Source organism: Streptomyces sp. NPDC087310 (genome assembly GCF_044744405.1).
Classification (GTDB): Bacteria; Actinomycetota; Actinomycetes; order Streptomycetales; family Streptomycetaceae; genus Streptomyces.
Genome location: NZ_JBIUYF010000006.1, coordinates 142116 through 165641, shown reverse-complemented (window position 1 = coordinate 165641; position 23526 = coordinate 142116). Strand labels below are relative to the sequence as shown.

Sequence of the window (23526 nt, the reverse complement as noted above, 5' to 3'; positions counted from 1 at the left end):
CTCCCCTGCGGCCCTTGAGGCCCCCGAGCCACTGTCGGCTCCGCAAAACCCCACCGACCCCACACGCACGACCAGCCACACCCCGCCGTACCCCTTTTGACCCGCTTTGCTTCGCCAGCTCCGCTCCGCTCCGGAGTTCGATCCGTTCAAGGAGGCATGGATCATGGACAACACGACACCCGCCGCGGCACCCCCGCCACCGGAGGCCACGACCCCGTCCGGGGAACCGGCACCGGACCCCGCCGCGACCCGCCGCGCGGCCTGGGCCGGCCTGATCGGCACCGCGCTCGAACAGTACGACTTCGTCATCTACGGGACCGCCTCGGCGCTGATCTTCAGCGAGCTGTTCTTCCCCAACGTCTCGGCGTCCGTGGGCATCCTCGCCAGCTTCAGCACCTACGCGGTCGGCTTCGCCGCCCGGCCGCTCGGCGGACTCTTCTTCTCCCGCTACGGGGACCGGCTCGGCCGTAAGTGGGTCCTGGTCGCGACGCTCCTGCTGATGGGCGGCTCCACGCTCGCCATCGGTCTGCTGCCCACGTACGGACAGGTCGGCCTGCTCGCCCCGATCCTGCTGCTGATCTGCCGCATGGGCCAGGGCTTCGGCGCCGGCGCCGAGCAGTCGGGAGCCGCCGCCCTGCTCACCGAAACAGCCGCCAAGGGGCGCAGGGGCAGGCTCTCCTCCCTGGTCATGACGGGCGCGGCGCTGGGGACGGCCCTCGGCGCCGTGGCCTGGATCCTCGCCCAGCGCCTCTCGGACGAGGCCCTGATGTCCTGGGGCTGGCGGCTGGTCTTCGGATCCAGTCTCGTGGTGACCATCGCCGCCATGGTCATCCGGCGGAAGCTCAACGAGAGCCCCGTCTTCAAGGACCTCAAGGAACAGCGGGCGCAGAGCGAGGCGCAGCGGGAGAAGCCCGCGTCGCCGGTGAAGGAGGTCTTCACACACGGACGCAAGCCGATGCTCCTGGTCCTCTTCATGAACTTCGGGATCAGCACGCAGTCGTACACGTACCAGGTCTTCATGGCCTCCTACCTGGTGACGACGGTGGGCGTCGACAAGGACTTCGTACCGGAGGTGCTGCTGGTGGGCGCCATCTGCGGCGGTATCGCGGCGATCTGCTTCGGCACCCTCTCGGACCGCTTCGGGCGCAAGCCGGTGTACACGCTGATCCTGAGCGCCCTCGTCCTGCTCCCGGCCCCCACGTTCGTCGCGCTGAACTCGGGGTCCAAGGTCGCGATCACCGTGGCGATCGTCATCGGCTTCATCCTGGCCTGCCAGGGCGCGGTCGGTGTCCAGATGAGCTTCTTCCCCGAGCTGTTCGGGAACCGCTACCGGTACGCCGGGGTCACCCTGGGCCGGGAGTTCTCCTCCGTGATCGGCGGCGGGGTCGCCCCGCTGATCTGCACCGCGCTGGTCACCGCCTTCTCAGGCTCGTGGATCCCGGTCGCCGTCTACATGATGCTGGTCACGACCGTCAGCCTCATCGCCACCCGGATGGCGCCCGAAACGCGTGACCGCGATCTGACCCTCCCGTACGACAGCACCGACCCGGGGCACCTACGCGCCGAGCAGGAGCGGGCGTCGGCCAGGCCCGCGGACCGGCTGGAGAAGGTCGGCGACTGACCACGGGGGCAGCGCGGCCGGGATCCGTCCCGACGCCACGGGCAGCGCGGTGTGTTCCCTGCCGCGCTGCCCGTTCCGGCGTCCGGGCGCGCCCGGAAGGACCGCCCGCCGGCTCCGCCCGCCCGCGGCCGGTACGCGCCCCTCGCCGCGCCGTCGGGCACCGAGTACGATCCGCCTCACACGCGCACGAGCTGGAGGACTACCGTGGGGCGGCTGACCGGCGGAGACCCGTCCCTGCTGCGGAGGATCAACTCCGCGGTCGTCCTGCACGCCCTGCGCGACTCGGGCTCGCTCACCCTCACCGACATCACCCGGATCACCGGCCTGTCCCGGCCGACGGTCGAGGGCGTGGTGGAGGGGCTGATCGAGACCGGGCTGGCCGCCGAGTCGGCGCCGGAGGAGGGCGAGACCCGTAAACAGGGCCGCCCGGCCCGGCGGTTCCGGTTCCGGGCCGAGGCCGGACATCTGCTGGGCATCGAGATCGGGGCGCACCGGGTGGCGGCGATGGTCGCCGGGCTGGACGGCGGGATCATCGGCGCCGGGGCCCTGGAGGTCGCGGAGAAGGCGGACGCGGACGAACGCCTCGCGCGCGTCCAAGCCGTCGCGGACGAGGTGCTGGGGCGGGCCGGGGTGGCGCACAGCTCCCTGCGGGCGGTCGGCGTGGGCAGCCCGGGCATCGTGGAGGCCGACGGGACCGTACGGCTCGGTACGGCGCTGCCCCAGTGGACCGGGCTGGCGCTCGGTGAGCGACTGCGGCGCTCTTTCAGTTGCCCGGTCCTGGTGGAGAACGACGCCAACGCGGCGGCGGTGGCCGAGCAGTGGAAGGGCGCGGCCACCGACACCGACGACATCGTCTTCGTACTGGCCGGGCTCAGCCCGGGGGCGGGCGCGCTGATCGGTGGGCGGCTGCACCGCGGGTTCGGCGGGGCGGCGGGCGAGATCGGCGCGCTGCATCTGCTGGGGCGCGGGGTCACCCCGGAGCGGCTGCTGTCGACGACGGACGAGCCGCTCCACCCGCTGGACGAGCAGGCGGTGGCCCGGGTCTTCGCCGAGGCCAGACAGGGTGACGCACGGGCCCGGGAGGCCGTCGAGCGGTTCATCCTGCGGCTGGTGCACGACGTGGCGGCGCTGGTGCTCGCGCTCGACCCGGAGCTGGTGGTGATCGGCGGCTGGGCGGCGGGGCTCGACGGCGTACTGGACCCGCTCCGCGACGAGTTGGCGCGTTACTGTCTGCGCCCGCCGCGCGTGGCCCTCTCGCTGCTCGGCGAGGCGGCGGTGGCGACGGGCGCGCTGCGGCTGGCCATCGACCATGTCGAGGAACAGCTCTTCGCGGTGGAGGGGCCGGTGACGGCCCGCCGCTGAGCGGTGGGCGTCCGAGGTGGGCGTCCGGGCGGCGGACTTCCGGGATGGGCGTCCGGGCAGTGGGCTTCCGGGCGGTCGGCCGTCTGGCCGGTCCGTGTCAGGAAGCCCTGCGCTCCTGGCGGTCCTGCGTCTCGTCGCTGATCTCCAGGTCGCCGGAGTCCCCGAAGGTGAGCCGGCAGGTGTCCGCGCGGTACGTGGCCACGGAGACCGCGGCGATCCGGCCCGCCACCACATAGCGCGTCGTGACCACGAGGACGGGCGCGCCGGGGAGCCGGTCCAGTTCCTTGGCGTCGTCGGCGCGCGCCGAGCCCAGCTCCACCGCGCGTTCCTGGGCGTCGAGTCCGAGGTGCTGGAGTTCCCGCAGGACGGCGCGGGCGCGCGCGGGCCCCGAGGGCGCCTCGATGGCCGACAGGTCGGGGACCGACGCCACCGGTACGTAGATCAGTTCGGCGGCGACGGACTGGCCGTGTGTGACACGGATCCGGCGGACGGTGTGGACCTGTTCGCCGTCGTCGGTCTCCAGGAGCCGGGCGACCGCGGCGGGCGCCGTGGCCGTACCGCAGTCGAGCGGCTGCCAGGCGTCCTCGTCGGCGCCCGGCCATTCGTGCCGGGGTGTGGAGACGTCCACACCGACGCGCGGCGGGGCGACGGTCGTACCGACGCCGCGGCGGCGCTGGAGGCGGCCTTCCAGCTCCAGTTGTTCGAGCGCCTGCCGGAGGGTGGCGCGGGCGACACCGAAACGGGCGGCGAGTTCACGCTCGTTGGGCAGCACCTCGCCGACCACGAAGTCGGTGTCGAGCGCTTCGGCGAGCACCGTCCTGAGATGCCAGTACTTGGGCTCCGGCACCGTTTCGAGCTGCGTGGTCCCCACCCTGATCCTCCGCAATCGCCGGCTGGCCGACGGGTTTCCGTGCCCTTGTTTATTAAAGGTTCCTGCACTAAAAAGCGACGATAAGACGACCCCACCCCTTGGTCAAGACCAATAGGCCCGGCGGTCACGGAAAGAAACGGATCTTTTACCCGGCGTGGACGGGTGGCCACGTACCCCAGGCGCGGGACATCGCACCCGCGCCCTACAGGGTGGGCCCTCCCGCGGCGACACCACCGAGCTTGTCGGGGTTACGGATGATGTGGATCTGCTGCACCCGGCCGTCCGCGATCTCCAACTGGAGGACGTTGTCGAGCTTTCCGTCCGCCCTGAACAGCACCGCGGGAGCGCCGTTGACCTCGATGACGGTGATGTCGTACATACCGCCACCGCCCCCGGTCGCGGCCAGGAAGCGGCCGACCTTGTCGGCTCCCTCGACGACACGCCGGGGCGCCTTGGCCTTGCCGCCGCTGTCGCCGACCAGCCGGACGTCGGGGGCGAGCAGGGCGAGCAGTTCCTTGAGGTCGCCGCCGCCGGCCGCCGCGAGGAACCGCTCGGTGAGGTCGCGGCGTGCGGCCGGGTCGACGTCGTAGCGGGGCCTGCGCTCCTCGACGTGGCGGCGGGCCCGGCCCGCGAGCTGCCGTACGGCGGACTCGCTGCGCTCCAGCGTGGTGGCGATCTCGGCGAAGGGGAAGCCGAACGCCTCCCGCAGGACGAACACCGCGCGCTCCAGCGGCGAGAGCGATTCGAGGACGACCAGGACGGCGAGGGAGACGGAGTCGGCGAGCAGGGCCCGTTCGGCCGTGTCGGGCACGGTGGGGCCGAAGTCGGTGACGACGGGTTCGGGCAGCCAGGGGCCCACGTACGCCTCGCGCCGTGTCTGGGCCTGGCGCAGCCGGTCGATGGCGAGGCGGGTGGTGATCCGTACGAGAAAGGCGCGCGGCTCACGGACCTCGGCGCGGTCGGCGGCGCTCCAGCGCAGCCACGCCTCCTGTACGACGTCCTCGGCGTCTGCGTACCGGCCGAGCATGCGGTACGCGACCCCCGTCAGGAGCGGTCGGTGTGCTTCGAACGCGTCGGTACTCACGGTGTCGGCTGCCACACGCCCATCCCACCGGACGGGACGCCCCGTTGTCCAGGCGGTTTGCGCAGGGCATGGTGCGGGGGTGACGTCGCCGGCGGTACGGGACGGTGCGCGCGTGGGCCCGGTACGGGACGGTGCGCGTGCGGACCCGGTACGCGCGGACGGTTGTTCACCCGGGGTTCGCGCGGTGGCCGTCGCCGGGCGCTAGGCATGGCAGGACACTCCGGTCACCACTCGACCAGGGTCACCTCTCGCGCAGGAGACGCATCGATGCCGTACGGCCACCAGAACACCCCCGCTTCCCCCTCCCCCGACCCCGCGCGCCACCCCGGCCGGCGCGGTGTGCTGCGCGGTTCGCTCGCCGCCTCGGCCGCGCTGGCGCTGCCCGGCGCCGCCGTACTGGGCGGTACGGTGCCCGCGCAGGCCCTGTCGGGCCGGCCGCGCGCCGGCTGGGGCGTACAGGCGGGCGACATCACGACCTCCTCCGGGCTGGTGTGGGTGCGGTCGGACCGGCCCGCCCGGATGATCGTGGAGACCTCCGCCACCGAATCGTTCCGCCGCGCGCACCTCGTCCGCGGTCCGCTGCTCGGCGCCGGCACGGACTTCACCGGTACGGTCCCGCTGCGCGGTCTCCCCGCGGGCGAGCGGGTCCACTACCGGGTGACGCTCGCGGACCCGGACGACCCGCGCCGTACCGGTGAGCCGGTGTACGGCACGTTCCGTACGGCCCCCGCGAAACGCCGGCAGGACGTGCGCTTCGTCTGGTCGGGCGACATCGCGGGACAGGGCTGGGGCATCAACCCGGACCTCGGCGGCTTCACGGTCTACGAGGAGATGCGCCGTCTCTCCCCGGACTTCTTCCTGTCCAGCGGCGACAACATCTACGCGGACGGGGTGATCGAGCCGAGCGTGACCCTGCCCGACGGCCGTGTCTGGCGCAACGTCACCACCGAGGAGAAGGCGAAGGTCGCGGAGACCCTGGCCGAGTACCGGGGCAACTTCCGCTACAACCTGCTGGACAGCAACGTCCGGCGCTTCAACTCCGAGGTTCCCTCCATCACCCAGTGGGACGACCACGAGGTGCGCAACAACTGGTACCCGGGCCAGATCCTGGACGACGACCGCTACACCGAGAAGAACGTGGACGTGCTGGCCGCCCGCGCGTCCCAGGCGTTCCGCGAGTACTTCCCCATCTCGACGCTGCACGCGCGCGGCACGGACCGGCGGGTGCACCGGGTGGTGAACCACGGTCCGCTGCTCGATGTGTTCGTCCTCGACATGCGGACGTTCCGCAACGCCAACTCGCCCGGCCGGCAGTCCGACGACACCACGGGCATCCTCGGCGCCGACCAGCTCCAGTGGCTGAAGCGCGAGCTGTCCCGCTCGCGCGCGGTGTGGAAGGTCATCGCCGCCGACATGCCGCTCGGTCTGGTCGTGCCGGACGGTACGGCGAACATCGAGGCGATCGCGCAGGGCGACCCGGGCGCGCCGCTCGGCCGCGAGCTGCAGATCGCCGACCTGCTGCGGTACATCAAGCACCGGCGGATCACCGGCACGCTGTGGCTGACGGCGGACGTGCACCACACCTCGGCGCAGCACTACCTGCCGGAGCGGGCCGCCTTCAAGGACTTCGAGCCCTTCTGGGAGTTCGTCACGGGCCCCATCGCGGCGGGGCAGTTCCCGGCCAGCGCCCTGGACGGGACCTTCGGCCCCGACCGGGTCTTCGTCAAGGCTCCGACGGGCTCGAACCTCTCGCCGATGGAGACGCCCCCGCTCTTCGGCGAGGTCGACATCGACGGCGCCAGCGGCGAGTTGACGGTCCGGCTGCGGGAGCAGGGCGGCACGGTGCTGTTCACGAAGGTCCTCCAGCCGGGCAAGGTCGGCCAGTAGATCGGTCGGCACCACCGGACCAGGCGGCGCAGAACAGGCGTCACCACGGGTCCGCGAGCGGGGACTTCCCAGCTCAGGGCGATTGTCAGTGGTCGCGTCTACGGTTTTTCCCATGACGCGATCCACGCAGGCGCTGGCCTATTCCCGTCCGTCCGCCCTGGAGCACACCCGGGGCGGACGGCTCCTCGGCCTGGAGACATCGGGCGGGCTCACCCCCGTCGGCGCCGAGGCGCACCCGCGCTTCTTCTCCGGCTTCCTCTCCTCGCCACGGGCCGCGGCGCGCGGCCTGCTGGCCGTCGCCGATGTGGCGGGGGCACGGTACTACCAGCGGGTGCCGGGCCGCTCGCTGGACCCGGTGGTGACGGGGAACGGCGACCGGCTGCGCTTCGAGTCGTTCTCCGGCTGCTGCGGGGTGTACGCGCGGCTCGATGTGCTGGAGGACGGCCTCGGCGGGGCGGGTACGGGGCATGGCACGACCAATGTGGATGTGAACAACCCCCTGCGTGAGGCGCTGTCCCGGATGGCCGGCGACGATCCGCTGCACCTTCGGGTGGGTCCTGACGAGCTGGCGGTCACGACGGTCGGCGGGTCGGTGGTGGAGAAGAAGGTGCCGCTGCCGGACCGCTGGCTGCGCGGGTTCGCCGAGGCGCAGGTGGCCTCAGCCGGTTTCGATCTGCGGGCGGAGCTGACCGGGGCCGAGGCGGTGCGCTTCCTGCGTTCGCTGCCGCGTGGCGGGGGCAACGCCTCGCGCGGGGCGATGTGGGTGGTGCCCGCGGGGCGGACGCTGCGGCCGACGACGCGGCCGGTGCCGGGCGCCGTCTGTCTGCCGGGCCCCGAGCGGCTCGCGTCGTTGGAGCGGGTGCTCCGGGACGCGACGGCGCTGCGGGTGTACGGGCCGCCGGTGGCGGACGGCGCGGCGGTGTCGAGCGCCTGGGAGGCGGTGCTGCCGGGGATGCGGCTGACGCTCACCCTGTCGCCGGAGGCGGCGCGCGGGTTCTCCGGGGAGGGCGGGGTGCTGGAGGCGCTGGCCACCGAGGAGGCGGCCGAGGACGCCGCGTTGGTGTCGGTGCTGCTGGCGTGGGAGCCGCGCATCGATCCGGCGGAGCTGGCCGTGGAGTCGGGGCTGCCGGTGGAGCGGGTACGGGCGGCGCTGACCCGGCTGGGCACGGCGGGCCGGGTGGGGTACGACATCGCGGACGCGGCGTACTTCCACCGGGAACTGCCGTACGACGCGGGCCGCGTGGAGCGGCACAACCCCCGGCTGGTCGCGGCGCGCGCCCTGCTCGCCGAGGGGGCCGTGACGCTGGACGACGGACCGGCCCCGGCGGCCCCGGCCGCCACGGCTTCGTCCGTCGCCTCCGTCGCGTCGGGTGAACGCCGGTATCAGGTGCGGGAGTCGGGGGGTGTGCTGAGCTGTACGTGCCGGTGGTGGGCCGATCACCGGGGGCGCCGGGGGCCGTGCAAGCACGCGCTGGCCGTCCGGATGGCGCGCCGTGCGGCCGTGGCGACCGTGGGCGGTGCGCGATGAGCGCGCTGCTCGACGAGGTGCGGGCGGGGCGCGCCGAGGCCGTTCCCGGGCTGGTGAAGCCGCTGACGGCGGCGGAGCGCAGGACGGAGCTGGCCGCGCTGAAGGCGCTCCGCGCGGAGCTGCGCGGCTGGGAGTGGGGCCGGTGGCGCGAACGGCGGAGCATCGGGTGCGCGCTGGTGGTGGCGGGCGCCGGGTGTCTGACGGGCGCCGCGGCCACGGCGGCCTGGATCGGCGCCCGCGATCTGCGGGAGAGCTTCACCCTTCCGCACGGGCTGCTGCTCGATGTCCTCGCCGACCGTGACCCGGGGTGGCTGGGCGATGTCGCCCACCGGCTCGCGGGCCGGGCGTCGACGGCCACGCTGGACTACCGGCTGATCGCGGGCATGGTCCGGCTGGCGGGGTGTCAGGTGCCGGCCACGGACGCCTTCGTACACGGCTGGGCGGAGGCGACCCCGTCGCACGGCAGGCTGCTGCCCGCCCTGCGGGCGGACCCCGACGTACGGATCATGGTGCCGCGGCTGTTCGAGACGGCCGAGCTGCCGGGGCCGCTCGGATGGCAGAACGATCCGGACGATCCGCACCACTGGCCCTCGGTGCTCACCGTCCTGGCCGAGGAGGGGGTGGTGGAGCGGCGGGTGCTCGTGGACGCGGCCGTGGCCCGCCTGCTGCGCGGCGGGCGCCCCGGCGAGCTGACGTTCTTCCTGCGTCTGCTGCACCGGCTGACGCTGACGGCGGAGGAGGAGCGCGAGCGGACCGCCGACTGGATCGGCATGGCCGCGGACGGGCCGTCGGCCGTGGCAGGCCACGCCCAGGGGGTGCTGGGCCGGCTCGCGCTCTCGGGCGCGCTGCCCGCGCGGAGCCTCGCGGACATGTCGGCCTCGGTGCTGTTCCGGCCGGAGAAGAAGCTCGTACGGGCCCAACTGGTGCTGCTGGGCAAGGTCCTGCGGGCCGACCGCGGTGCGGCGGGCGAGCTGCTGCCGGTGGTCGCCGAGGCGTTCGGGCACGAGGACACCGGTGTCCAGGAGCGGGCGCTCAAGCTGGTGGCCCGCCATCTTCCCGCGCTGGACGGTGACCCGCGCTCCGAGGTGGTGCGGGCGGCGGCGCTGCTGAGTCCGGTCCACCGGGCCCGCGCGGGCGAGGTCTTCGGGGAGCTTCCGGTGGCCGACGAGGCGCCGTACGAGGAGATCCTGCCGCCCGCCCCGGAGCCGGTACGGCTGGCCCCTGCCCCGGTCGATCTGGCCGAACTGGTCGAGGAGGTGGCGGCGCTGATCGTCTCGCCGGACGGCGGGATGCCGGCGTTCGAGCGGGCGTTGGACGGTCTGGTCCGGCACGCCTACCGGGACCGGGTGGCGCTGGTGCGCGCGCTGCGCCCGGCGCTGGCGGGGTGCTGGTGGCTGGAGGACAACGAGCCCGGGAACCGCGACCGGTGGTTCACCCGGAATGCCTGCCGGCTGGAGGTCGTGGCCGCCGCGCTGCTCGACCGGATATCCACGCGGACGCTCCAGGCGCACACGCGGGAGAAGACCGTGGGGTCCTGTGCGCACTCGGCGCTCATCGGGGTGATCGACGCGCGGCTGCGGGAGGCCGCGTATCTGGTCCACGCGGCGCCGCCGCCCTTCCTGCTCGCCACCCCGACCTGGGAGACGGGCGCGCTGGACGCCGATGTGCTCGTCGAGCGGCTGCGGGAGTACCAGCGGCTCGGCGCCGTACCGGGGCCGGCCGATTTCGCCCAGGCGCTGCTGCGGGTGGACCGGGGCGGTGACCCGGCGACGGCGGGCGCGGCGGCGGCGCTCGGCACTCCGGAGGGGGACCGGCTCGCCGCCTGGCTCACGGCGGACGGCGCCCCCGTACCGGCGCTGCGGCCGATGGCGGAGCCTCCCCGGCCGGCGCGGGCCGGGGACGCCGTGGCCGCCGCGTGGCCGGCGCAGGCGCTGACCGGGAAGGCGGCGGCGTTCGCGGCGGGCCTGCGCCCCTGGCGGAAGGAGAAGGAGAAGCAGGAGAAGACCGAGCGGGCGGAACTGCTGGCGGTGCGGCGGGAGTTCCCCGTGGCGTTCGCGTGGCTGGGCCACCCTGGGGCCCGGGCGGTGCCGCGCTGCTACCACTGGGACGGGTTGCGGGACGCCCACTGGACGGCCGTGCTGCCCCAGGACCGGGAGGCCCTTGCCGCCCGGCTGCTCACCGAGGCGATGTCGAGCGCGCGGGACGATCAGCGGGGCGGGACCTGGTGGCTTCCGCTGCTCGCCGAGGGCGGGGGCCGGGCGGGCCGGTGCCTGCACCGGGGGGTGGCGTACGGGCTGGGCGCCCGCCATGCGCAGGACCGGCTCTCGGCCGTGGACGCGCTGCTGGTGCTGGCCGCCCGTGGCGAGCTGGCCGGGCCGGTGCTGGGCGAGGAGCTGGCCGCGCTGGTGATCTCGGGGGACGTCAAGATCAACCGGCTGGCCGACGCGGCCCGTACCGCCGCGGCGACCGGTGCGTACGGAACGGTCGCTTCCGTACTGCTGCCGGCCCTGCCCGCCCTGCTGGCCCCGGACCCCGTGGCCCCGGAGTCGGCGGACCGGGAGTCTGCGGACCGGGAGGCGTCCGTGGCATCGGCGTCCGTGGCCCCGGGCGCCTCCCGGTCCGTGAGCGCGCGCCCCGGGCTCGGGGAGATACTGTCCGTGGCCGCCGACTGCGTGGAGCGCCGCGGGGGCGCGGAGGAGATACCGGGGCTGCCGGAACTCGCCGGACGCGGGGGCACCTCGCAGGTGATCACACAAGCGGCGCGGCTTCTGGCCGCGATCCGTCAGGGAAGCGATCACTCCACGCCAAAAATGGCCGAAGATGGTCCAAAAAGGAACAGATCCAACCTTAACCCATCAGTCACAAACCGTTCGTGATCACGCAACACCGTTGCGTCAGAGTGAGGTCATGACCAATGTGACTTCCGCGAAGAGTGCCCGCCGCCCCCACCACTGGCGGCGGGATCTCGTCGAACTGGCCGCCCTGTTCACGGCGGTGGCGGTCGCCGACGCGCTGGCGAACCTGATCGCGCACGGACCCGACGGCGCGTTCCTGCTGGTCGCCTCGGCCGTGGCGCTGATCGCCACGGCCACGTTCCACGCCTGGTGGGCACGGAGGCACGGGCACGCCCCACCGGCGTCCGGCACTGACGAACCCCCCGCCGCCCCGGCCGCGGATCCGGACGTACGGGACGGGTCCGCTCCGGAGGAGACGACCCTCTGGCGGATGCGGACGACCGTACGGGACGAGCCGGGGAGCCTGGCCGCGCTGTGCGTCACCTTCGCCACACACCGGGTGGACATCCTCACCCTGCAGACCCATCCGCTGGCCGACGGCACCGTCGACGAGTTCCTGCTGCGCGCCCCGGCGTCGCTCCAGGCGAAGGACCTCACCCGTGAGGTCTCCGCCGCGGGCGGCAGCAGCACCTGGATCGAGCGGGCCGACGCGCACGACCTGGTGGACACCCCGACCCGGGTGCTGGGCCTGGCCACCCGCACGGCGCTGGACGCCGCGGAACTTCCCCTCGCGCTGCGCCAGTTGCTGGGCCGCTGCACCATCCACTCCCGGCCGGCCGGATCCACCGAGGGCCGGGCGGCCGACGGGAGCGGCCCGGAGGGTGCGTGCGTCGAGGGCATCGACGGACAGGACGGTACGGAGATGCGGCTGCGCGATCCGCACGGCGGCAGCATCACGATAGAGCGCCCGTACCTCCCCTTCACGCCCACGGAGTTCGCCCGCGCCCGTGCGCTGGTGGAGCTGGACACCCGGCTCGGCCCGCGCATCCCCCGCAGTCAGGACGTGCACACCCTCCCCCAGGGCGAGGAGATCACCGTCCGCCGCGCCGACACCGCCGACCTCGACGCCGCGCTCGCCATGCACGGCCGCTGCACGCCCCGCACCCTGGACCTGCGGTACCACGGCCCGGTGGGCGACGCCGACCGCTATCTGAACCATCTGCTCAGCCCGCGCTTCGGACGGACGCTCGCCGTCCAGACGTCCTCGGGGCGGCTCGTCGCCCTCGGCCATCTCCTCTGGGACGGCGACGAGACCGAGGTCGCGCTGATCGTCGAGGACGACTGGCAGCGGCGCGGCATCGGCTCCGAACTGCTGCGCCGGCTCGTCGCGCTCGCCGTCGAGGCCCGCTCGGGCAGCGTGTACGCGGTCACCCAGGCGTCCAACACCGGCATGGTCGCGGCCATGCGCGACCTCGGGCTGCCGCTGGACTACCAGATCGACGAGGGCACGCTCGTGATCACGGCCCGGCTGGAGCCGACCGCCCTGGGCACGCTTCCCCCGTACGAGGACTCCGGGCTGTTCGGCCGATCCGCTCCGTGACACACACGGCCCGGCCCGGCCGACCCGCCCTCGTTCAGCGCGGCGGGAGCGTACGGATCCGGCCAAAATCGGCCGCGGGCCGCGGGCGCCGCTCCGTGGACCGGGATCCGGTGCGCGGAGCGGCGGCGGACAAGGCTGGATCACGGCGTCCGCCGCCGCCTCCGCGGGCGCCGCGGGTGACATCCGGCCGCCCGCGGCGCCCGCGCCCCCGATCGGCCAATCCGGCCGTGCCCCGGAACATGTGAAGTGACGCGGCGGTCCGGGTTGGAGAGGATGGCGGTATGTCAGACACAGCCGGCAGCGCGCTGCCCCGCCAGGTCGCCGACGCCTACGTCGACGCACTCATCGAACTCGACCCGATCACCGGCACCTATCTCGGCGTGGCGGAGTCCTCCCGCCGTCTTCCCGACTACTCCCCGGCCGGGGAGCAGGCCCGCGCCGACCTCGCCCGGGACACGCTCGCCCGGCTCGACGTGGCCGAGGCGCTGCCGGGCGCGGACAGCGATGCCGAGCGGCGCTGCGCACGGCTGCTGCGCGAGCGGCTCACCGCCTTCCTCGCCGTCCACGACACCGAGGAAGGGCTGCGCGAGGTCAGCAACCTCCACTCCGCCCCGCACTTCGTGCGCGGCATCTTCAGCGTGACCCCGGCCGAGACCGAGGCGGACTGGGCGGCGCTCGCCGAGCGGATGCGCGCCGTGCCCGCCGCACTGGAGGGGTACCGCGCGTCGCTGGCCCTGGGCATCGAGCGCAAGCTGCCGGCGGGGCCGCGCGCGACGGCGACCTTTGTCGGGCAGCTCACCGAGTGGGCGGGCGAGGGCCGGGGCTGGTTCGAGGAGTTCGCCGCGGCGGGACCCGACGCGCTCCGTACGGAACTGGACGCCGCCGCCCGTACGGCGACCGGCGCGGTGGCGGAGCTGCGCGACTGGATGCGCGACGTGTACGCCCCCGCCGTCGAGGACGCGCCCGACACCGTGGGCCGGGAGCGCTACGCCCGCTGGGCGCGCTACTACAACGGTACGGACCTGGATCTGGACGAGGCGTACGCGTACGGCTGGTCGGAGTACCACCGGCTGCTCGCCGAGATGCGGGACGAGGCGGGGAAGATCCTGCCGGGCGCGGGCCCCTGGGAGGCGCTGGCCCATCTCGACGTGCACGGCGCGCACATCGAGGGCGTCGACGAGGTGCGGACCTGGCTCCAGAAGCTGATGGACGAGGCCATCGACGCGCTGGACGGCACGCACTTCGAACTCGCCCAGCGGGTACGGCGCGTGGAGTCCCGGATCGCCCCGCCCGGCGGCGCGGCCGCCCCGTACTACACCGGCCCCTCCGAGGACTTCTCGCGCCCCGGCCGCACCTGGCTGCCGACCATGGGCGAGACCCGCTTCCCGGTGTACGACCTGGTGTCCACCTGGTACCACGAGGGTGTCCCCGGCCACCATCTCCAGATCGCGCAGTGGACGCACGTCTCGGACCAGCTCTCCCGCTACCAGGCGTCGGTGGGGCAGGTCAGCGCCAACTCCGAGGGCTGGGCGCTCTACGCGGAACGCCTCATGGACGAGCTGGGCTTCCTGCCGGACGCGGAGCGCCGACTCGGCTATCTGGACGCGCAGATGATGCGCGCCTGCCGGGTCATCGTGGACATCGGCATGCATCTGGAGCTGGAGATCCCGGCGGAGTCCCCGTTCCACCCGGGCGAGCGCTGGACACCCGAGCTGGCGGAGGAGTTCTTCGGGAGCCACAGCGGCCGTCCCGCGGACTTCGTCAGCAGCGAGCTGACCCGCTATCTGTCCATGCCGGGCCAGGCCATCGGCTACAAGCTGGGCGAACGCGCCTGGCTGCTGGGGCGGGAGAACGCGCGCAAGGCGCACGGCGACGCGTTCGACGCGAAGGCGTGGCACATGGCGGCCCTGTCGCAGGGCTCGCTGGGGCTGGACGACCTGGTGGACGAGCTGTCGAAGCTCTGACCTCCTTCCGTACGGCGGGGGCGGGCGGGCTCAGTCGTGTGGTACGAGCGGCATGAGCCCGGCCTCGGTCGGCCGGAAACCGCAGCTCGTGTAGAACGGCGCCAGCCCCGGCTCGTAGTCGACATGGAGCCAGTGCGCGCCCCGCGCGCACGCCTCGGCCGCCGCGGTCCGTACGAGCCGGCGGCCGAGGCCCTGGTGGCGCTGGTCCGGGTGGACGGTGGTGTCGAGGATGAAGGCGTGCACACCGCCGTCACCGGCGACATTGACATAACCGACGAGCCGCCCGGCGCGCCGGGCCGCCACCCAGACCAGGCTGCGTTCGAGGACGGGTGCGAAGGACGTCGTACCGTGGCCGGGCCACGAGGCGGCGAAGAGTTCGTTCAGCTCGTCGTCCGAGAGGGCGGGGCGGATGTCGAGTGTGGTGGTCGTGGACATGTTCTCTCCTGCCGAAGGCGCGGACGTCACAGGGCGCGAGCGTCACGGGGCGCGAAACTCACCTGCTGTGAAAGGTCTGGGGGATGCGATGGAAGCCGGATTCCTGTTCTGCGCCGATCCGCTGCGGGCGGTCCGAACCGATCCCGTGTTCGCCGCGGAGGCGGCTCTCGCGAGGTCCCCGGACTCGGAGTTCGCGCTCCTCGGCCATGAAGCGTTGCTCTCCGGGGACACGGCGGGCGCGCTGGCGGGGGTACGGCGCGGTTCGGGACCGTACTGGTACCGGGGGTGGATGATGCCCGCCGCGTCCTACGAGGAACTGGCGCGCGGCATGGACGTACGGGGCTGCCGACTGCTGACCGATGCCGGTTCGTACCGTCGCGCGCATGAACTCCCCGGCTGGTACGAGGAGTTCGCCGACGTCACGCCGCGGAGCGTCTGGCGGGAGCACGCACCGGGCACACCCCTGTCGCGGGCGGAGCTGGCCGCGCTCGCGGCGCCCCTCGGCCCGGGGCCCGGAATCGTCAAGGACTATGTGAAGTCCCGGAAGGACCAGTGGGACGAAGCCTGCTTCATCCCCGAACTCACCGACCACACACGGCTCATGGCGGTGGTGGACCGCTTCCTGGCGCTCCAGGAGGACTCCCTCGCCGGTGGGGTGGTGCTGCGCGCGTACGAACCGTTCGTGCCGGGCGGTGAGGTGCGCGTGTGGTGGGTGGACGGGGAGCCGGTGCTGACCACCGCCCATCCGGACACCCCCGGCAAGCTGCCGGAACGGGAGCCTGGTCGGGCGCTGGACGCGGTGGCGGCGGCCGTACGGGCCCTCGGCTGCCGTTTCCTGACGACGGATCTGGCGCTGCGGGAGGACGGTGTCTGGCGGGTGGTGGAGGTGGGCGACGGGCAGGTGAGCGGGGCGCCGGCCGGGGCGGACCTGAGGGAGCTGTTCGCGGCGCTGGCGGAGGCCGGCGCCACCGACTGACGCGCCTACGGGGTGGGGCGGTTCACGTGCGGGCATGGGCGCCCATGGTGGCCGGGCCGGGAGCGGCTGTCATGTGGTTTTCGGTGCGCCGGGCAGGGCGCCTGGCGGGGCCGGGGCGCTCCCGTCCGCCGTCTCAGCCCTCCCCGCGGGCGTTGACCAGGACCTCGCCCGCGTCGGTCCGGGAGTAGAGCACGGACCGCCCGGCGCGTCGCCGCCGTATCAGCCCGGCGTCGAGCAGCACCTTGAGATGGCGGCCCACCGAGCCGAGGCCCTGGCCGGTCAGCGCCACCAGGTGGGTGGTGCTCTTCGGGGTGTCGAGCAGGACGAGGACGCCCGCCCGCGCGGATCCGAGCAGCACGCCGAGGCTCTCGGGGACGGGCGTACGGTCCGGTTCGGCCAGCACGCCGGAGCAGGGGTAGACCACGGCGTAACGGTGCGGCGCGTCCCAGGAGACCCATCCGTTGACCGGTGTCACGGGGACGAACATCAGGCGCGCCCCGGTGAGTTCTCTCGGCGGGTAGTCCCTCGTGTTGATCTGGAGGCGGCTCCGCCCGAGCCAGCGCAGCCCGGGGCGCATGTCCTCCAGGGCCGTGACCCAGCCGCTCCGGCCGAGCCGGGCGGTGCGCGCGACGATGTCCGCCTCGATGATCCGGCGGCGCCGGGGCCAGGTGGGCAGCACGGTGCGCGCCCACACCCACGTCAGCGCCTCGGCGGTGCGTTCCGGCAGGTCGGAGCGGTGCAGCAGGGCGGGGAGCGGGCCGTTCAGCGAGACGGTCAGATCGGCGCGGACGGCCGCGGCGGGTGTCTCCCGTACTCGGGTGAGCTCGTCATCGAACGGCTGGTCGCCGTCGCCGGTCGGGGTGGGGGTGAGGTAGTCCGCGTTCCAGTGACGCCCCAGCGCGGCCCGGACGAGCAGTGCGGTGACCGGGTCGGCCGCCTGGCGCCGGCGGTAGGCGGGCAGGTGGAGGTCGAGCCAGGCGCGCTCACCCGGGTGTGCGGCCGTACCCCGCTCCAGGGTTTTCAGGCTCGCGATCGTCTCGGCGAGAGGGGAGACGACGAAACGGCTGCTCGCGAGGGTGTCCGCGCTGACCTGCCACCACCCCATGCCTCACCACCCCATGTTTCAACAGCCCATGTTTCAACAGCCCATGCTTCACCGGCCCACCTTTCGCCTCAGCGCGAAAGGGTAACGACCCGGCCGCGGCCCCTCGACACTCCGGTCATGCGTACGTACCACGACCTCTTCCGCACACCGGAGTTCACCCCGCTGTTCCTCACCTCCGCCGGGCACGTGGCCGCCCAGACCGTGAGCGGGCCGGCACTGGGCACCCTGATCTACTCGGCGACCGGTTCTCCCCTGCTCTCCGCCCTCGCCATGTTCGGGCCGTCCCTCGCCCAGGTGCTCGGCGCGACCACCCTGCTCTCGGCGTCCGATCGGCTGCCGCCGCGCGCCACGCTGGCCGGGACGTCGCTGCTGTTCGGCCTCGGCACCGCCGTTCTGGCCGTCCCCGGGCTGCCGGTGTGGGCCTCCTTCGCGGTGCTGTTCCTCCTGGGTACGGTCGCCTCGCCGGTCGGCGGGGTGCGGTACGGGCTGCTCAACGAGATCCTGGAGCGGGACGGCTATCTGCTCGGGCGCTCCGTGCTCAACATGTGCGCGGGCGCGGCGCAGATCGGCGGATACGCGGTCGGCGGTGTGCTGGTGACCGTCCTGTCACCGCGCGGCACGCTGCTCGCGGGCGCCGCCCTCCATCTGGCCACCGCGATCGTCGCCCGCCTCGGTCTCAGCGGCCGGCCACCGCGTGCCACCGGGCGCGCCTCGGCCGCCGAGACCTGGCGGACCAACGCCCTTCTGTGGTCCTCGCGTTCCCGCCGCTCCGTCTATCTCGCGCTCTGGATTCCCAACGGGCTGATCGTCGGCTGTGAATCGCTCTTCGTCGCCTACGCGCCCCGGTACGCGGGGCTCCTCTTCGCCTGTGCCGCCTGCGGCATGCTCGCCGGGGACGTCGCGGTGGGCCGGTTCGTGCCGGCGCGATGGCGGGGGCGGATCGGCGTACCGCTGCTTCTGCTGCTGGCCCTGCCGTATCCGCTGCTCGCCCTGCGTCCCGCGCTGCCGCTCGTGGTGGCGGCCGTGGCCCTGGCCTCGGTGGGGTTCGCCGCGAGCCTGGTCCTCCAGGAGCGGCTGATGTCCCTGACCCCGGGTGAACTGAGCGGCCACGCCCTCGGGTTGCACACCTCGGGGATGCTCACGATGCAGGGGGTGGGCGCGGCGCTGGCGGGCGGCGTCGCCCAGCTCACCTCAACGGCGACGGCGCCCGCCGTCATGGCGGTGCTCTCCGCCACCGTCACCCTGACCCTGGCGCGCGGCCTGCGGCAGGACCCGGCGGCCGACGACGGTACACCAGGGCGGGCGCGGGCACCCCGTACGGAAACCCCGTCGCCGTGACACCGCCCCGGAGGCGGCTCACTCCCCCGCGACGCGCTGCCGTACCGCGGATCCGTGCCGCTCCTTGACGATCTCCAGTTGGGTGGGGATACGGCGGCGCAGGTCCGCGACATGGCTGACGATGCCGACGCTGCGGTCCCGTTCCCGCAGGGAGTCGAGTACGTCCAGCACCTCGTCCAGTGTCTGGTCGTCCAGGCTGCCGAAGCCCTCGTCGATGAAGAGGGTGTCCAGCCGCACGCCGCCGGCCTCGTCGGTGACGACGTCCGCGAGGCCGAGCGCGAGCGCGAGGGAGGCGAAGAACGTCTCGCCGCCGGAGAGCGTCGCGGTGTCGCGGGCGCTTCCGGTCCAGGCGTCGATGACCTGGAGCCCGAGCCCGGACCGGCGCTGTCCGCCCGCGCGGGCGTCGGTGTGCGACAGGGCGTAGCGGCCGGAGGACATGCGCTGGAGGCGTACGGTGGCGGCTGCCGCGACCTGTTCGAGACGGGCCGCCAGGACGTACGACTCCAGGCGCATCCGGCGTTCGTTGTCGGCGGAGGTGCCCGCGGTGAGCCCGGCGAGGCGGGCCACCCGGTCGTACTCCTCGCGTACGGGGCCGAGCCCGCGCACCTCGTCCTCGGCCCGCCGCGAGAGCCCGGCGAGCTGGTCCCGGCTCTCCCGTGCGGCGGCGGACCGGGCCGCGGCGGCGCGCAGGGCGCGTTCGGCGGTGTCGTGGGCGGACTGCGCGGCGTCCGGGTCGGCGGGCGGGGCCGCGGCGGCGTCCCGGGTGGCCGGTTCCGCGAGCCGGTCGGCGACCGCGGCGGCCTCGGCCTGCCAGTCGTCGATACGGTGCTGGAACGCGCGCCGGTCGGCGGCGCCGAGCAGGGCCTGGGCGGCGGCGCCCGGGGTGTCGAAGCCGGCCCGGAAGGCGGCGCCCGCGAGGCTCCCGTCGGCTTCCTTGAGACGCAGCGCGGTGGCGTCCGCGACGCGTGCGGTCTCGGCCGCCTCGGCGAGCCACCGGGCCCGGTCCGCCAGTTCGGCCACGCGGTCGGCGACGCTCGCGGCGGCTCCCCTGGCGCGGCTCAACTCGGCGTGCAGCGCGCCCTGTTCGCGCTCCAGCGCCTCGCGCCGCGAGGTCCGGGCGGCGGCGCGGCGTTCGGCCTGCCGCTGCGCGGTGACCCGGCCCTCGTACTCTCGCTCGGCCCGTGCCAGGGACTCCCGCGCCGCGTGCGCCCCGGCGGCGGCACGGCGCGCCGCGGTGTGTTCGCGGTCCAACCGTTCGGTGAGCGCGGCGAGTTCGTCGACGGTGGGGTCCGTCGGGTCCGCTGCGCGGGGGCCGGTGTCGGTGTCCTGGGGCGGCTCGGCCGCCTGGGTGCGGGCCGTCGCGTACTGCTCCCGGAGCGTCGTGTACGCGCGGTCCGCCTCCTCCTGGATCTCGCCGCACCGCTGATACTCCGTCAGGGCCGCGTCCTCCGCCGCCGGATCGACCTGGTCGCCCGTGGGACGCGCGGGCGCGGGGTGGTCGGCGGAGCCGCAGACCTCGCAGGGGGCGCCTTCCGCGAGGCGCGCGGCCAGTTCGGCGGCGATGCCCTTCAGCCGTCGTTCCCGCAGGTCGAGCCAGTTCTCGTGGGCGGTGTTGACGCGCGTGCCCGCGGCCAGGAGCCGCTGCTCCGCCTCCCGTACCGTCCCTTCGAGCGTGTCCCGCCGCCGGGCCGCGGCCAGCCGCCGTCCGGCCGGTTCGAGCTGCCCGGCGAGTTGCTCGGCGCGGGTCGCCGCCTCCAGGGCCCCCTCCACGCGGCCGAGCAGGGCGCGGCGTTGGGGCTCCCAGCCCGCCAGCCAGCCGGCCGTCTCCTGGAGGATGTCGTCGTCGGCGCGTGCCTGCCGGTCCAGTTCGGCGCGTTCGACGGTGATCTCCGCGCTGCGGCGCTCCGCGCGCCGGGCCGCGTCGAGCGCGCCGAGTTCCTGGCGTACGGAGCCTTCCAGGGCGGCGAGTTGTTCGGCTCCGGCGTCGGTGAGTTCGGGGGGCAGCAGCTTCCGGGTGCGCTCGTGCGCGGCGGACGCGGCGTCGTGGGCCTCTTCCGCCTCGTCGCGCAGGGCGAGCGCAGGGGCGACCAGCTCCGCCTTGCGGTCGCGCTCCAGCAGCGTACGGGTCCGCTCGTACTCGGGGCGGCGTGCTTCGAGGGCGGTCCCGCGCCGCCGGGCGTCCGCGAACCGCTCCTGGAGTCGGGCCAGTTCACGCTCGGAGTCCCGTACGCCCCGGGCCTCCGCGAGCCGTTCCTCGGCCTGCGCGAGGGCCGACGCGGCGATGTCGGCCCGCTCGTGGGCGTCGCCGCGTACGAGGGCCGCCCAGGCGAGCACGGCCGGGGCGAGCCCCGCGTCACCGGGCTGCCGGTCAGGTGGCCCCGGCACCTCCGCGCCCCCGGTCGCGGCCGAACTCCCCACCGCCGCCTGGGCGATGCGCTGCGCGATGCCGAGGAGCCGGTCGTCGCCCGCACGCACCCGGTGCTCGGCGGCACGCCGCAGTTCGGCCAGGCGTTCCTCGACCGCGGCGAACCTGCGGGTGTCGAAGAGGGTGCCGAGGAGTCTGCCGCGCGCCTCGGCGTCGGCGCGCAGGAAGCGGGCGAAGTCGCCCTGGGGCAGGAGCACGACCTGGCAGAACTGTTCGCGGCTCATGCCGAGGAGCTGGCTGATCTCCTCCCCGATCTCCTGGTGGGACCGGCTCAGCGCCCGCCATCCACCGCTGTCAGCGCCGCTGTCAGGGGCGTACTCCCGCAGCCAGCTCTGCGCCTTCTCGGTGGTGAACCCCTTGACGCGCTTCTTGGGGCGGAGCTGGGCGGGCCGCCGTGTGACCTCCAACCGCCGCCCGGCGACGGTCAGTTCGAGGACGACCTCGGTGACTGTCCCGGAGGGCGCGTGATCGCTGCGCAGGATGGTGCCGGGGCTCTGCCGGGCGCCCGGTACGGCCCCGTACAGCGCGTAGCAGACCGCGTCCAGCACGGACGTCTTCCCTGCGCCGGTCGGCCCGTGCAGCAGGAAGAGCCCGGCGCCGGAGAGGGCGTCGAAGTCGATCTCCTGGGTGGTGGCGAAGGGGCCGAAGGCGGTGAGGGTCAGCCGGTGCAGTCTCACGGGGCCACCTCGCGTACCGTCGCGTCGACCCGTACGTCGTCGAACGCGTCGCGCAGCACGGTGCGTTCCGGCCCGTCCGGTCCCGACCCACCGCGTACGTGCGCCACGAAGTCCTCGGCGATCTGCTGGTCGGTACGGCCCGCGAGGCGCCTGCCGTAGGAGGCGAGCGGGTCGCCGGCCGGCCGCTCGGGGTCGAAGACGAGGCTGAGCGTGTACGGGAAGCGCGCGGCGAGCCGCGCCATGGGTTCGGCCGGGCGTACCGGGTCGGTGAGGGTCGCCTCCACCCAGGACTCCTCGTGCCGGTCGAGGGCGGGATCGCCGAGCAGCCCGTCGAGGGTCCCGCGGATCCGGGCGAGGGCGCGCGGTACCGGGCAGTCGATCCGCCGGGCCTCGATCTCCCCCGCGGGCCCGAGATCCACCAGCCACATCGTCTTGCGGTGCGTGGTCTCGGAGAAGGAGTAGGCGAGGGGCGAGCCCGCGTAGCGGACGCGCTCGGTGAGGGTCTGGGAGCCGTGGAGGTGCCCGAGCGCGACATAGTCGACGCCGTCGAAGACCCCGGCGGGCACGGCGGCCACCCCTCCGACGGTGATGTCCCGCTCGCTGTCGCTGGGCGCGCCGCCGACGACGAAGGCGTGCGCGAGGACGACGGAGCGGGTGCCGGACGGACGGGCGGCGAGGTCGGCCCGTACGCGCTCCATCGCGGCGCCGAGCACCGCCTCGTGCCCGGCCTTCGGTGCCTTGAACTCCGCGCGCACCAGGGCCGGTTCGAGATACGGCAGCCCGTAGAAGGCCACCTCGCCGTGGGCGTCCGTGAGCAGGACGGGGGTGGCGCAGCCCGCCGGGTCGGTCCGCAGATGGATGCCCGCGCGCTCGATGAGTCCGGCGCCGACCCCGAGCCTGCGGGCCGAGTCGTGGTTGCCGGAGATCATGACGGTCGGCACCCCGGCCTCGGCGAGGCGGTGCAGCGCGCGGTCGAACAGCTCCACGGCGGCGAGCGGCGGTACGGCCCGGTCGTAGACGTCACCGGCGACGAGGACCGCGTCGACGTCATGGGCACGGACCGTCGCCACGAGGTGGTCGAGGAAAGCGGCCTGGGCGTCGAGCAGGCTCACGCGGTGGAAGGACCGTCCGAGATGCCAGTCCGACGTGTGCAGAATCCTCAAGTGAGGTCTTCCTCCCGTTCACGCATTTCGCGCCGTTCATTCCGTTCGCACGGTTCGTCTCGTTCGTCCAGCTCGCTCAGTCCCTGCGGTTCGTTCTGCCGGCCGCGCGGGCGCGGGACTCACTCCGGGGGGCCATCGCCGTACGCCTCCCCGCCCAGCTCCAGGGCGGCCGTGCCCGCCGTCGTGTCCGCGAGCCAGGCGCGGAACGCGTCGACCTCCGCGTCCGGCAGCCCCAGCGCGATGGTCACCGCCTCCGCGTACCGCACCTCGCGCACCGCGCGTCCCGTGGCGCGCAGATCGTTCTCCAGCCGGCCCGCGCGCTGGTGGTCGACGGTGACGGTGACCTGCCGGAAGCGCCGCCTGGTCCGGGTGCCGAGGGCGTCCAGTGCCTCGCCGACCGCTCCCCCGTACGCCCTGATCAGACCGCCGGCGCCGAGCTTGACCCCACCGTAGTAGCGGGTGACGACCGCCACCGTGTAGCGCACCTCACGCCGCATCAGCATCTGGAGCATCGGCGCACCGGCCGTGCCGCCCGGCTCGCCGTCGTCGCTCGCCCGCTGCACGGAGGCGTCGGCGCCGATCACGTACGCGAAGCAGTGGTGCGTGGCCGTCGGGTGCTCCTTGCGGACGCGCGCGACGAACTCCTGCGCCTCCTCCTCGGTCGCCGCCGGTGCCAGCGCGCAGAGGAAGCGCGACCGGTTGACCTCGGTCTCGTGGACGCCCGCGCGGGCGACGGTCCGGTACTGCTCCTGCAT

Annotated in this window: 16 protein-coding genes; 9 read left to right on the top strand and 7 right to left on the bottom strand. The window is 74.0% G+C overall.

Going from position 1 to position 23526, the window contains the following annotated elements; genetic code table 11:
* Positions 1-163: 163 nt before the first annotated feature.
* Together ACIO3P_RS23625 and ACIO3P_RS23620 are read left to right on the top strand one after the other, a co-directional pair.
* The gene (locus ACIO3P_RS23625) at positions 164-1621 is read left to right on the top strand and encodes an MFS transporter (RefSeq protein ID WP_329823137.1); all 1458 of its coding nucleotides are present in this window, start codon (positions 164-166) and stop codon (positions 1619-1621) included.
* A 204-nt stretch (positions 1622-1825) separates the two neighbouring features.
* A complete protein-coding gene (locus ACIO3P_RS23620) occupies positions 1826-2983 on the top strand; it encodes an ROK family transcriptional regulator (protein ID WP_329823138.1) in 1158 nt (385 codons plus the stop codon).
* 97 nt (positions 2984-3080) lie between these two features.
* Here ACIO3P_RS23620 and ACIO3P_RS23615 read toward each other — a convergent pair whose 3' ends face one another.
* Positions 3081-3854, bottom strand: a complete 774-nt coding sequence (locus tag ACIO3P_RS23615) for a GntR family transcriptional regulator (protein ID WP_329823139.1) — start codon at positions 3852-3854, stop codon at positions 3081-3083.
* A 202-nt stretch (positions 3855-4056) separates the two neighbouring features.
* Positions 4057-4953 (bottom strand): RNA polymerase sigma factor SigJ, encoded by an 897-nt coding sequence (gene sigJ, locus ACIO3P_RS23610; protein WP_329823140.1) that lies wholly within the window; start codon positions 4951-4953, stop codon positions 4057-4059.
* A 252-nt stretch (positions 4954-5205) separates the two neighbouring features.
* On the opposite strand from sigJ, the gene ACIO3P_RS23605 reads away from it, so the two are divergent.
* The 5 genes from ACIO3P_RS23605 to ACIO3P_RS23585 all read left to right on the top strand — a co-directional run bounded on the left by ACIO3P_RS23605 (position 5206) and on the right by ACIO3P_RS23585 (position 14652).
* A complete protein-coding gene (locus tag ACIO3P_RS23605; RefSeq protein ID WP_401852028.1) occupies positions 5206-6825 on the top strand; it encodes an alkaline phosphatase D family protein in 1620 nt (539 codons plus the stop codon).
* 112 nt (positions 6826-6937) lie between these two features.
* Complete coding sequence (locus tag ACIO3P_RS23600) at positions 6938-8353, top strand: SWIM zinc finger family protein (RefSeq protein ID WP_401852025.1); 1416 nt, start codon at positions 6938-6940, stop codon at positions 8351-8353.
* Positions 8350-11229 carry a DUF6493 family protein gene (locus ACIO3P_RS23595; RefSeq protein ID WP_401852022.1) on the top strand — a complete coding sequence of 960 codons (2880 nt, stop codon included), beginning with the start codon at positions 8350-8352 and terminating at the stop codon, positions 11227-11229. Before ACIO3P_RS23600 ends, ACIO3P_RS23595 begins: the two co-directional genes overlap by 4 nt.
* A gap of 31 nt (positions 11230-11260) precedes the next feature.
* Complete coding sequence (locus tag ACIO3P_RS23590; RefSeq protein ID WP_401852019.1) at positions 11261-12688, top strand: GNAT family N-acetyltransferase; 1428 nt, start codon at positions 11261-11263, stop codon at positions 12686-12688.
* Between the two features lie 281 nt (positions 12689-12969).
* Positions 12970-14652 (top strand): DUF885 domain-containing protein, encoded by a 1683-nt coding sequence (locus ACIO3P_RS23585; protein ID WP_329823145.1) that lies wholly within the window; start codon positions 12970-12972, stop codon positions 14650-14652.
* 30 nt (positions 14653-14682) lie between these two features.
* Here ACIO3P_RS23585 and ACIO3P_RS23580 read toward each other — a convergent pair whose 3' ends face one another.
* A complete protein-coding gene (locus tag ACIO3P_RS23580) occupies positions 14683-15087 on the bottom strand; it encodes a GNAT family N-acetyltransferase (RefSeq protein WP_329823146.1) in 405 nt (134 codons plus the stop codon).
* Between the two features lie 88 nt (positions 15088-15175).
* Between ACIO3P_RS23580 and ACIO3P_RS23575 the strand changes: the two genes are divergently transcribed.
* Positions 15176-16063, top strand: coding sequence for an ATP-grasp domain-containing protein (locus ACIO3P_RS23575; RefSeq protein ID WP_329823147.1), 888 nt, complete (start codon positions 15176-15178; stop codon positions 16061-16063).
* A gap of 133 nt (positions 16064-16196) precedes the next feature.
* On the opposite strand, the gene ACIO3P_RS23570 is transcribed toward ACIO3P_RS23575, so the two are convergent.
* On the bottom strand, positions 16197-17168 hold the full coding sequence (locus tag ACIO3P_RS23570) for an ArsR/SmtB family transcription factor (protein WP_401852015.1): 972 nt from the start codon (positions 17166-17168) through the stop codon (positions 16197-16199).
* A 117-nt stretch (positions 17169-17285) separates the two neighbouring features.
* Between ACIO3P_RS23570 and ACIO3P_RS23565 the strand changes: the two genes are divergently transcribed.
* Positions 17286-18506, top strand: coding sequence for an MFS transporter (locus ACIO3P_RS23565; protein ID WP_401852013.1), 1221 nt, complete (start codon positions 17286-17288; stop codon positions 18504-18506).
* 18 nt (positions 18507-18524) lie between these two features.
* Here ACIO3P_RS23565 and ACIO3P_RS23560 read toward each other — a convergent pair whose 3' ends face one another.
* The 3 genes from ACIO3P_RS23560 to ACIO3P_RS23550 form a co-directional block, all read right to left on the bottom strand.
* Positions 18525-21608 carry an AAA family ATPase gene (locus ACIO3P_RS23560; RefSeq protein ID WP_401852010.1) on the bottom strand — a complete coding sequence of 1028 codons (3084 nt, stop codon included), beginning with the start codon at positions 21606-21608 and terminating at the stop codon, positions 18525-18527.
* Positions 21605-22771, bottom strand: coding sequence for an exonuclease SbcCD subunit D (locus ACIO3P_RS23555; protein WP_329823151.1), 1167 nt, complete (start codon positions 22769-22771; stop codon positions 21605-21607). Before ACIO3P_RS23555 ends, ACIO3P_RS23560 begins: the two co-directional genes overlap by 4 nt.
* A gap of 119 nt (positions 22772-22890) precedes the next feature.
* Positions 22891-23526 carry a YigZ family protein gene (locus tag ACIO3P_RS23550; protein ID WP_329823152.1) on the bottom strand — a complete coding sequence of 212 codons (636 nt, stop codon included), beginning with the start codon at positions 23524-23526 and terminating at the stop codon, positions 22891-22893.

Excerpts from the sequence above, each read along its gene's own strand:
- ACIO3P_RS23565 (WP_401852013.1), top strand. The coding sequence starts at position 17,286 with ATGCGTACGTACCACGACCTCTTCCGCACACCGGAGTTCACCCCGCTG.
- ACIO3P_RS23625 (WP_329823137.1), top strand. The coding sequence starts at position 164 with ATGGACAACACGACACCCGCCGCGGCACCCCCGCCACCGGAGGCCACG.
- ACIO3P_RS23575 (WP_329823147.1), top strand. The coding sequence starts at position 15,176 with ATGGAAGCCGGATTCCTGTTCTGCGCCGATCCGCTGCGGGCGGTCCGA.
- ACIO3P_RS23550 (WP_329823152.1), bottom strand. The coding sequence starts at position 23,526 with ATGCAGGAGCAGTACCGGACCGTCGCCCGCGCGGGCGTCCACGAGACC.
- ACIO3P_RS23570 (WP_401852015.1), bottom strand. The coding sequence starts at position 17,168 with ATGGGGTGGTGGCAGGTCAGCGCGGACACCCTCGCGAGCAGCCGTTTC.
- ACIO3P_RS23585 (WP_329823145.1), top strand. The coding sequence starts at position 12,970 with ATGTCAGACACAGCCGGCAGCGCGCTGCCCCGCCAGGTCGCCGACGCC.
- ACIO3P_RS23595 (WP_401852022.1), top strand. The coding sequence starts at position 8,350 with ATGAGCGCGCTGCTCGACGAGGTGCGGGCGGGGCGCGCCGAGGCCGTT.
- ACIO3P_RS23600 (WP_401852025.1), top strand. The coding sequence starts at position 6,938 with ATGACGCGATCCACGCAGGCGCTGGCCTATTCCCGTCCGTCCGCCCTG.
- ACIO3P_RS23590 (WP_401852019.1), top strand. The coding sequence starts at position 11,261 with ATGACCAATGTGACTTCCGCGAAGAGTGCCCGCCGCCCCCACCACTGG.
- ACIO3P_RS23580 (WP_329823146.1), bottom strand. The coding sequence starts at position 15,087 with ATGTCCACGACCACCACACTCGACATCCGCCCCGCCCTCTCGGACGAC.
- ACIO3P_RS23605 (WP_401852028.1), top strand. The coding sequence starts at position 5,206 with ATGCCGTACGGCCACCAGAACACCCCCGCTTCCCCCTCCCCCGACCCC.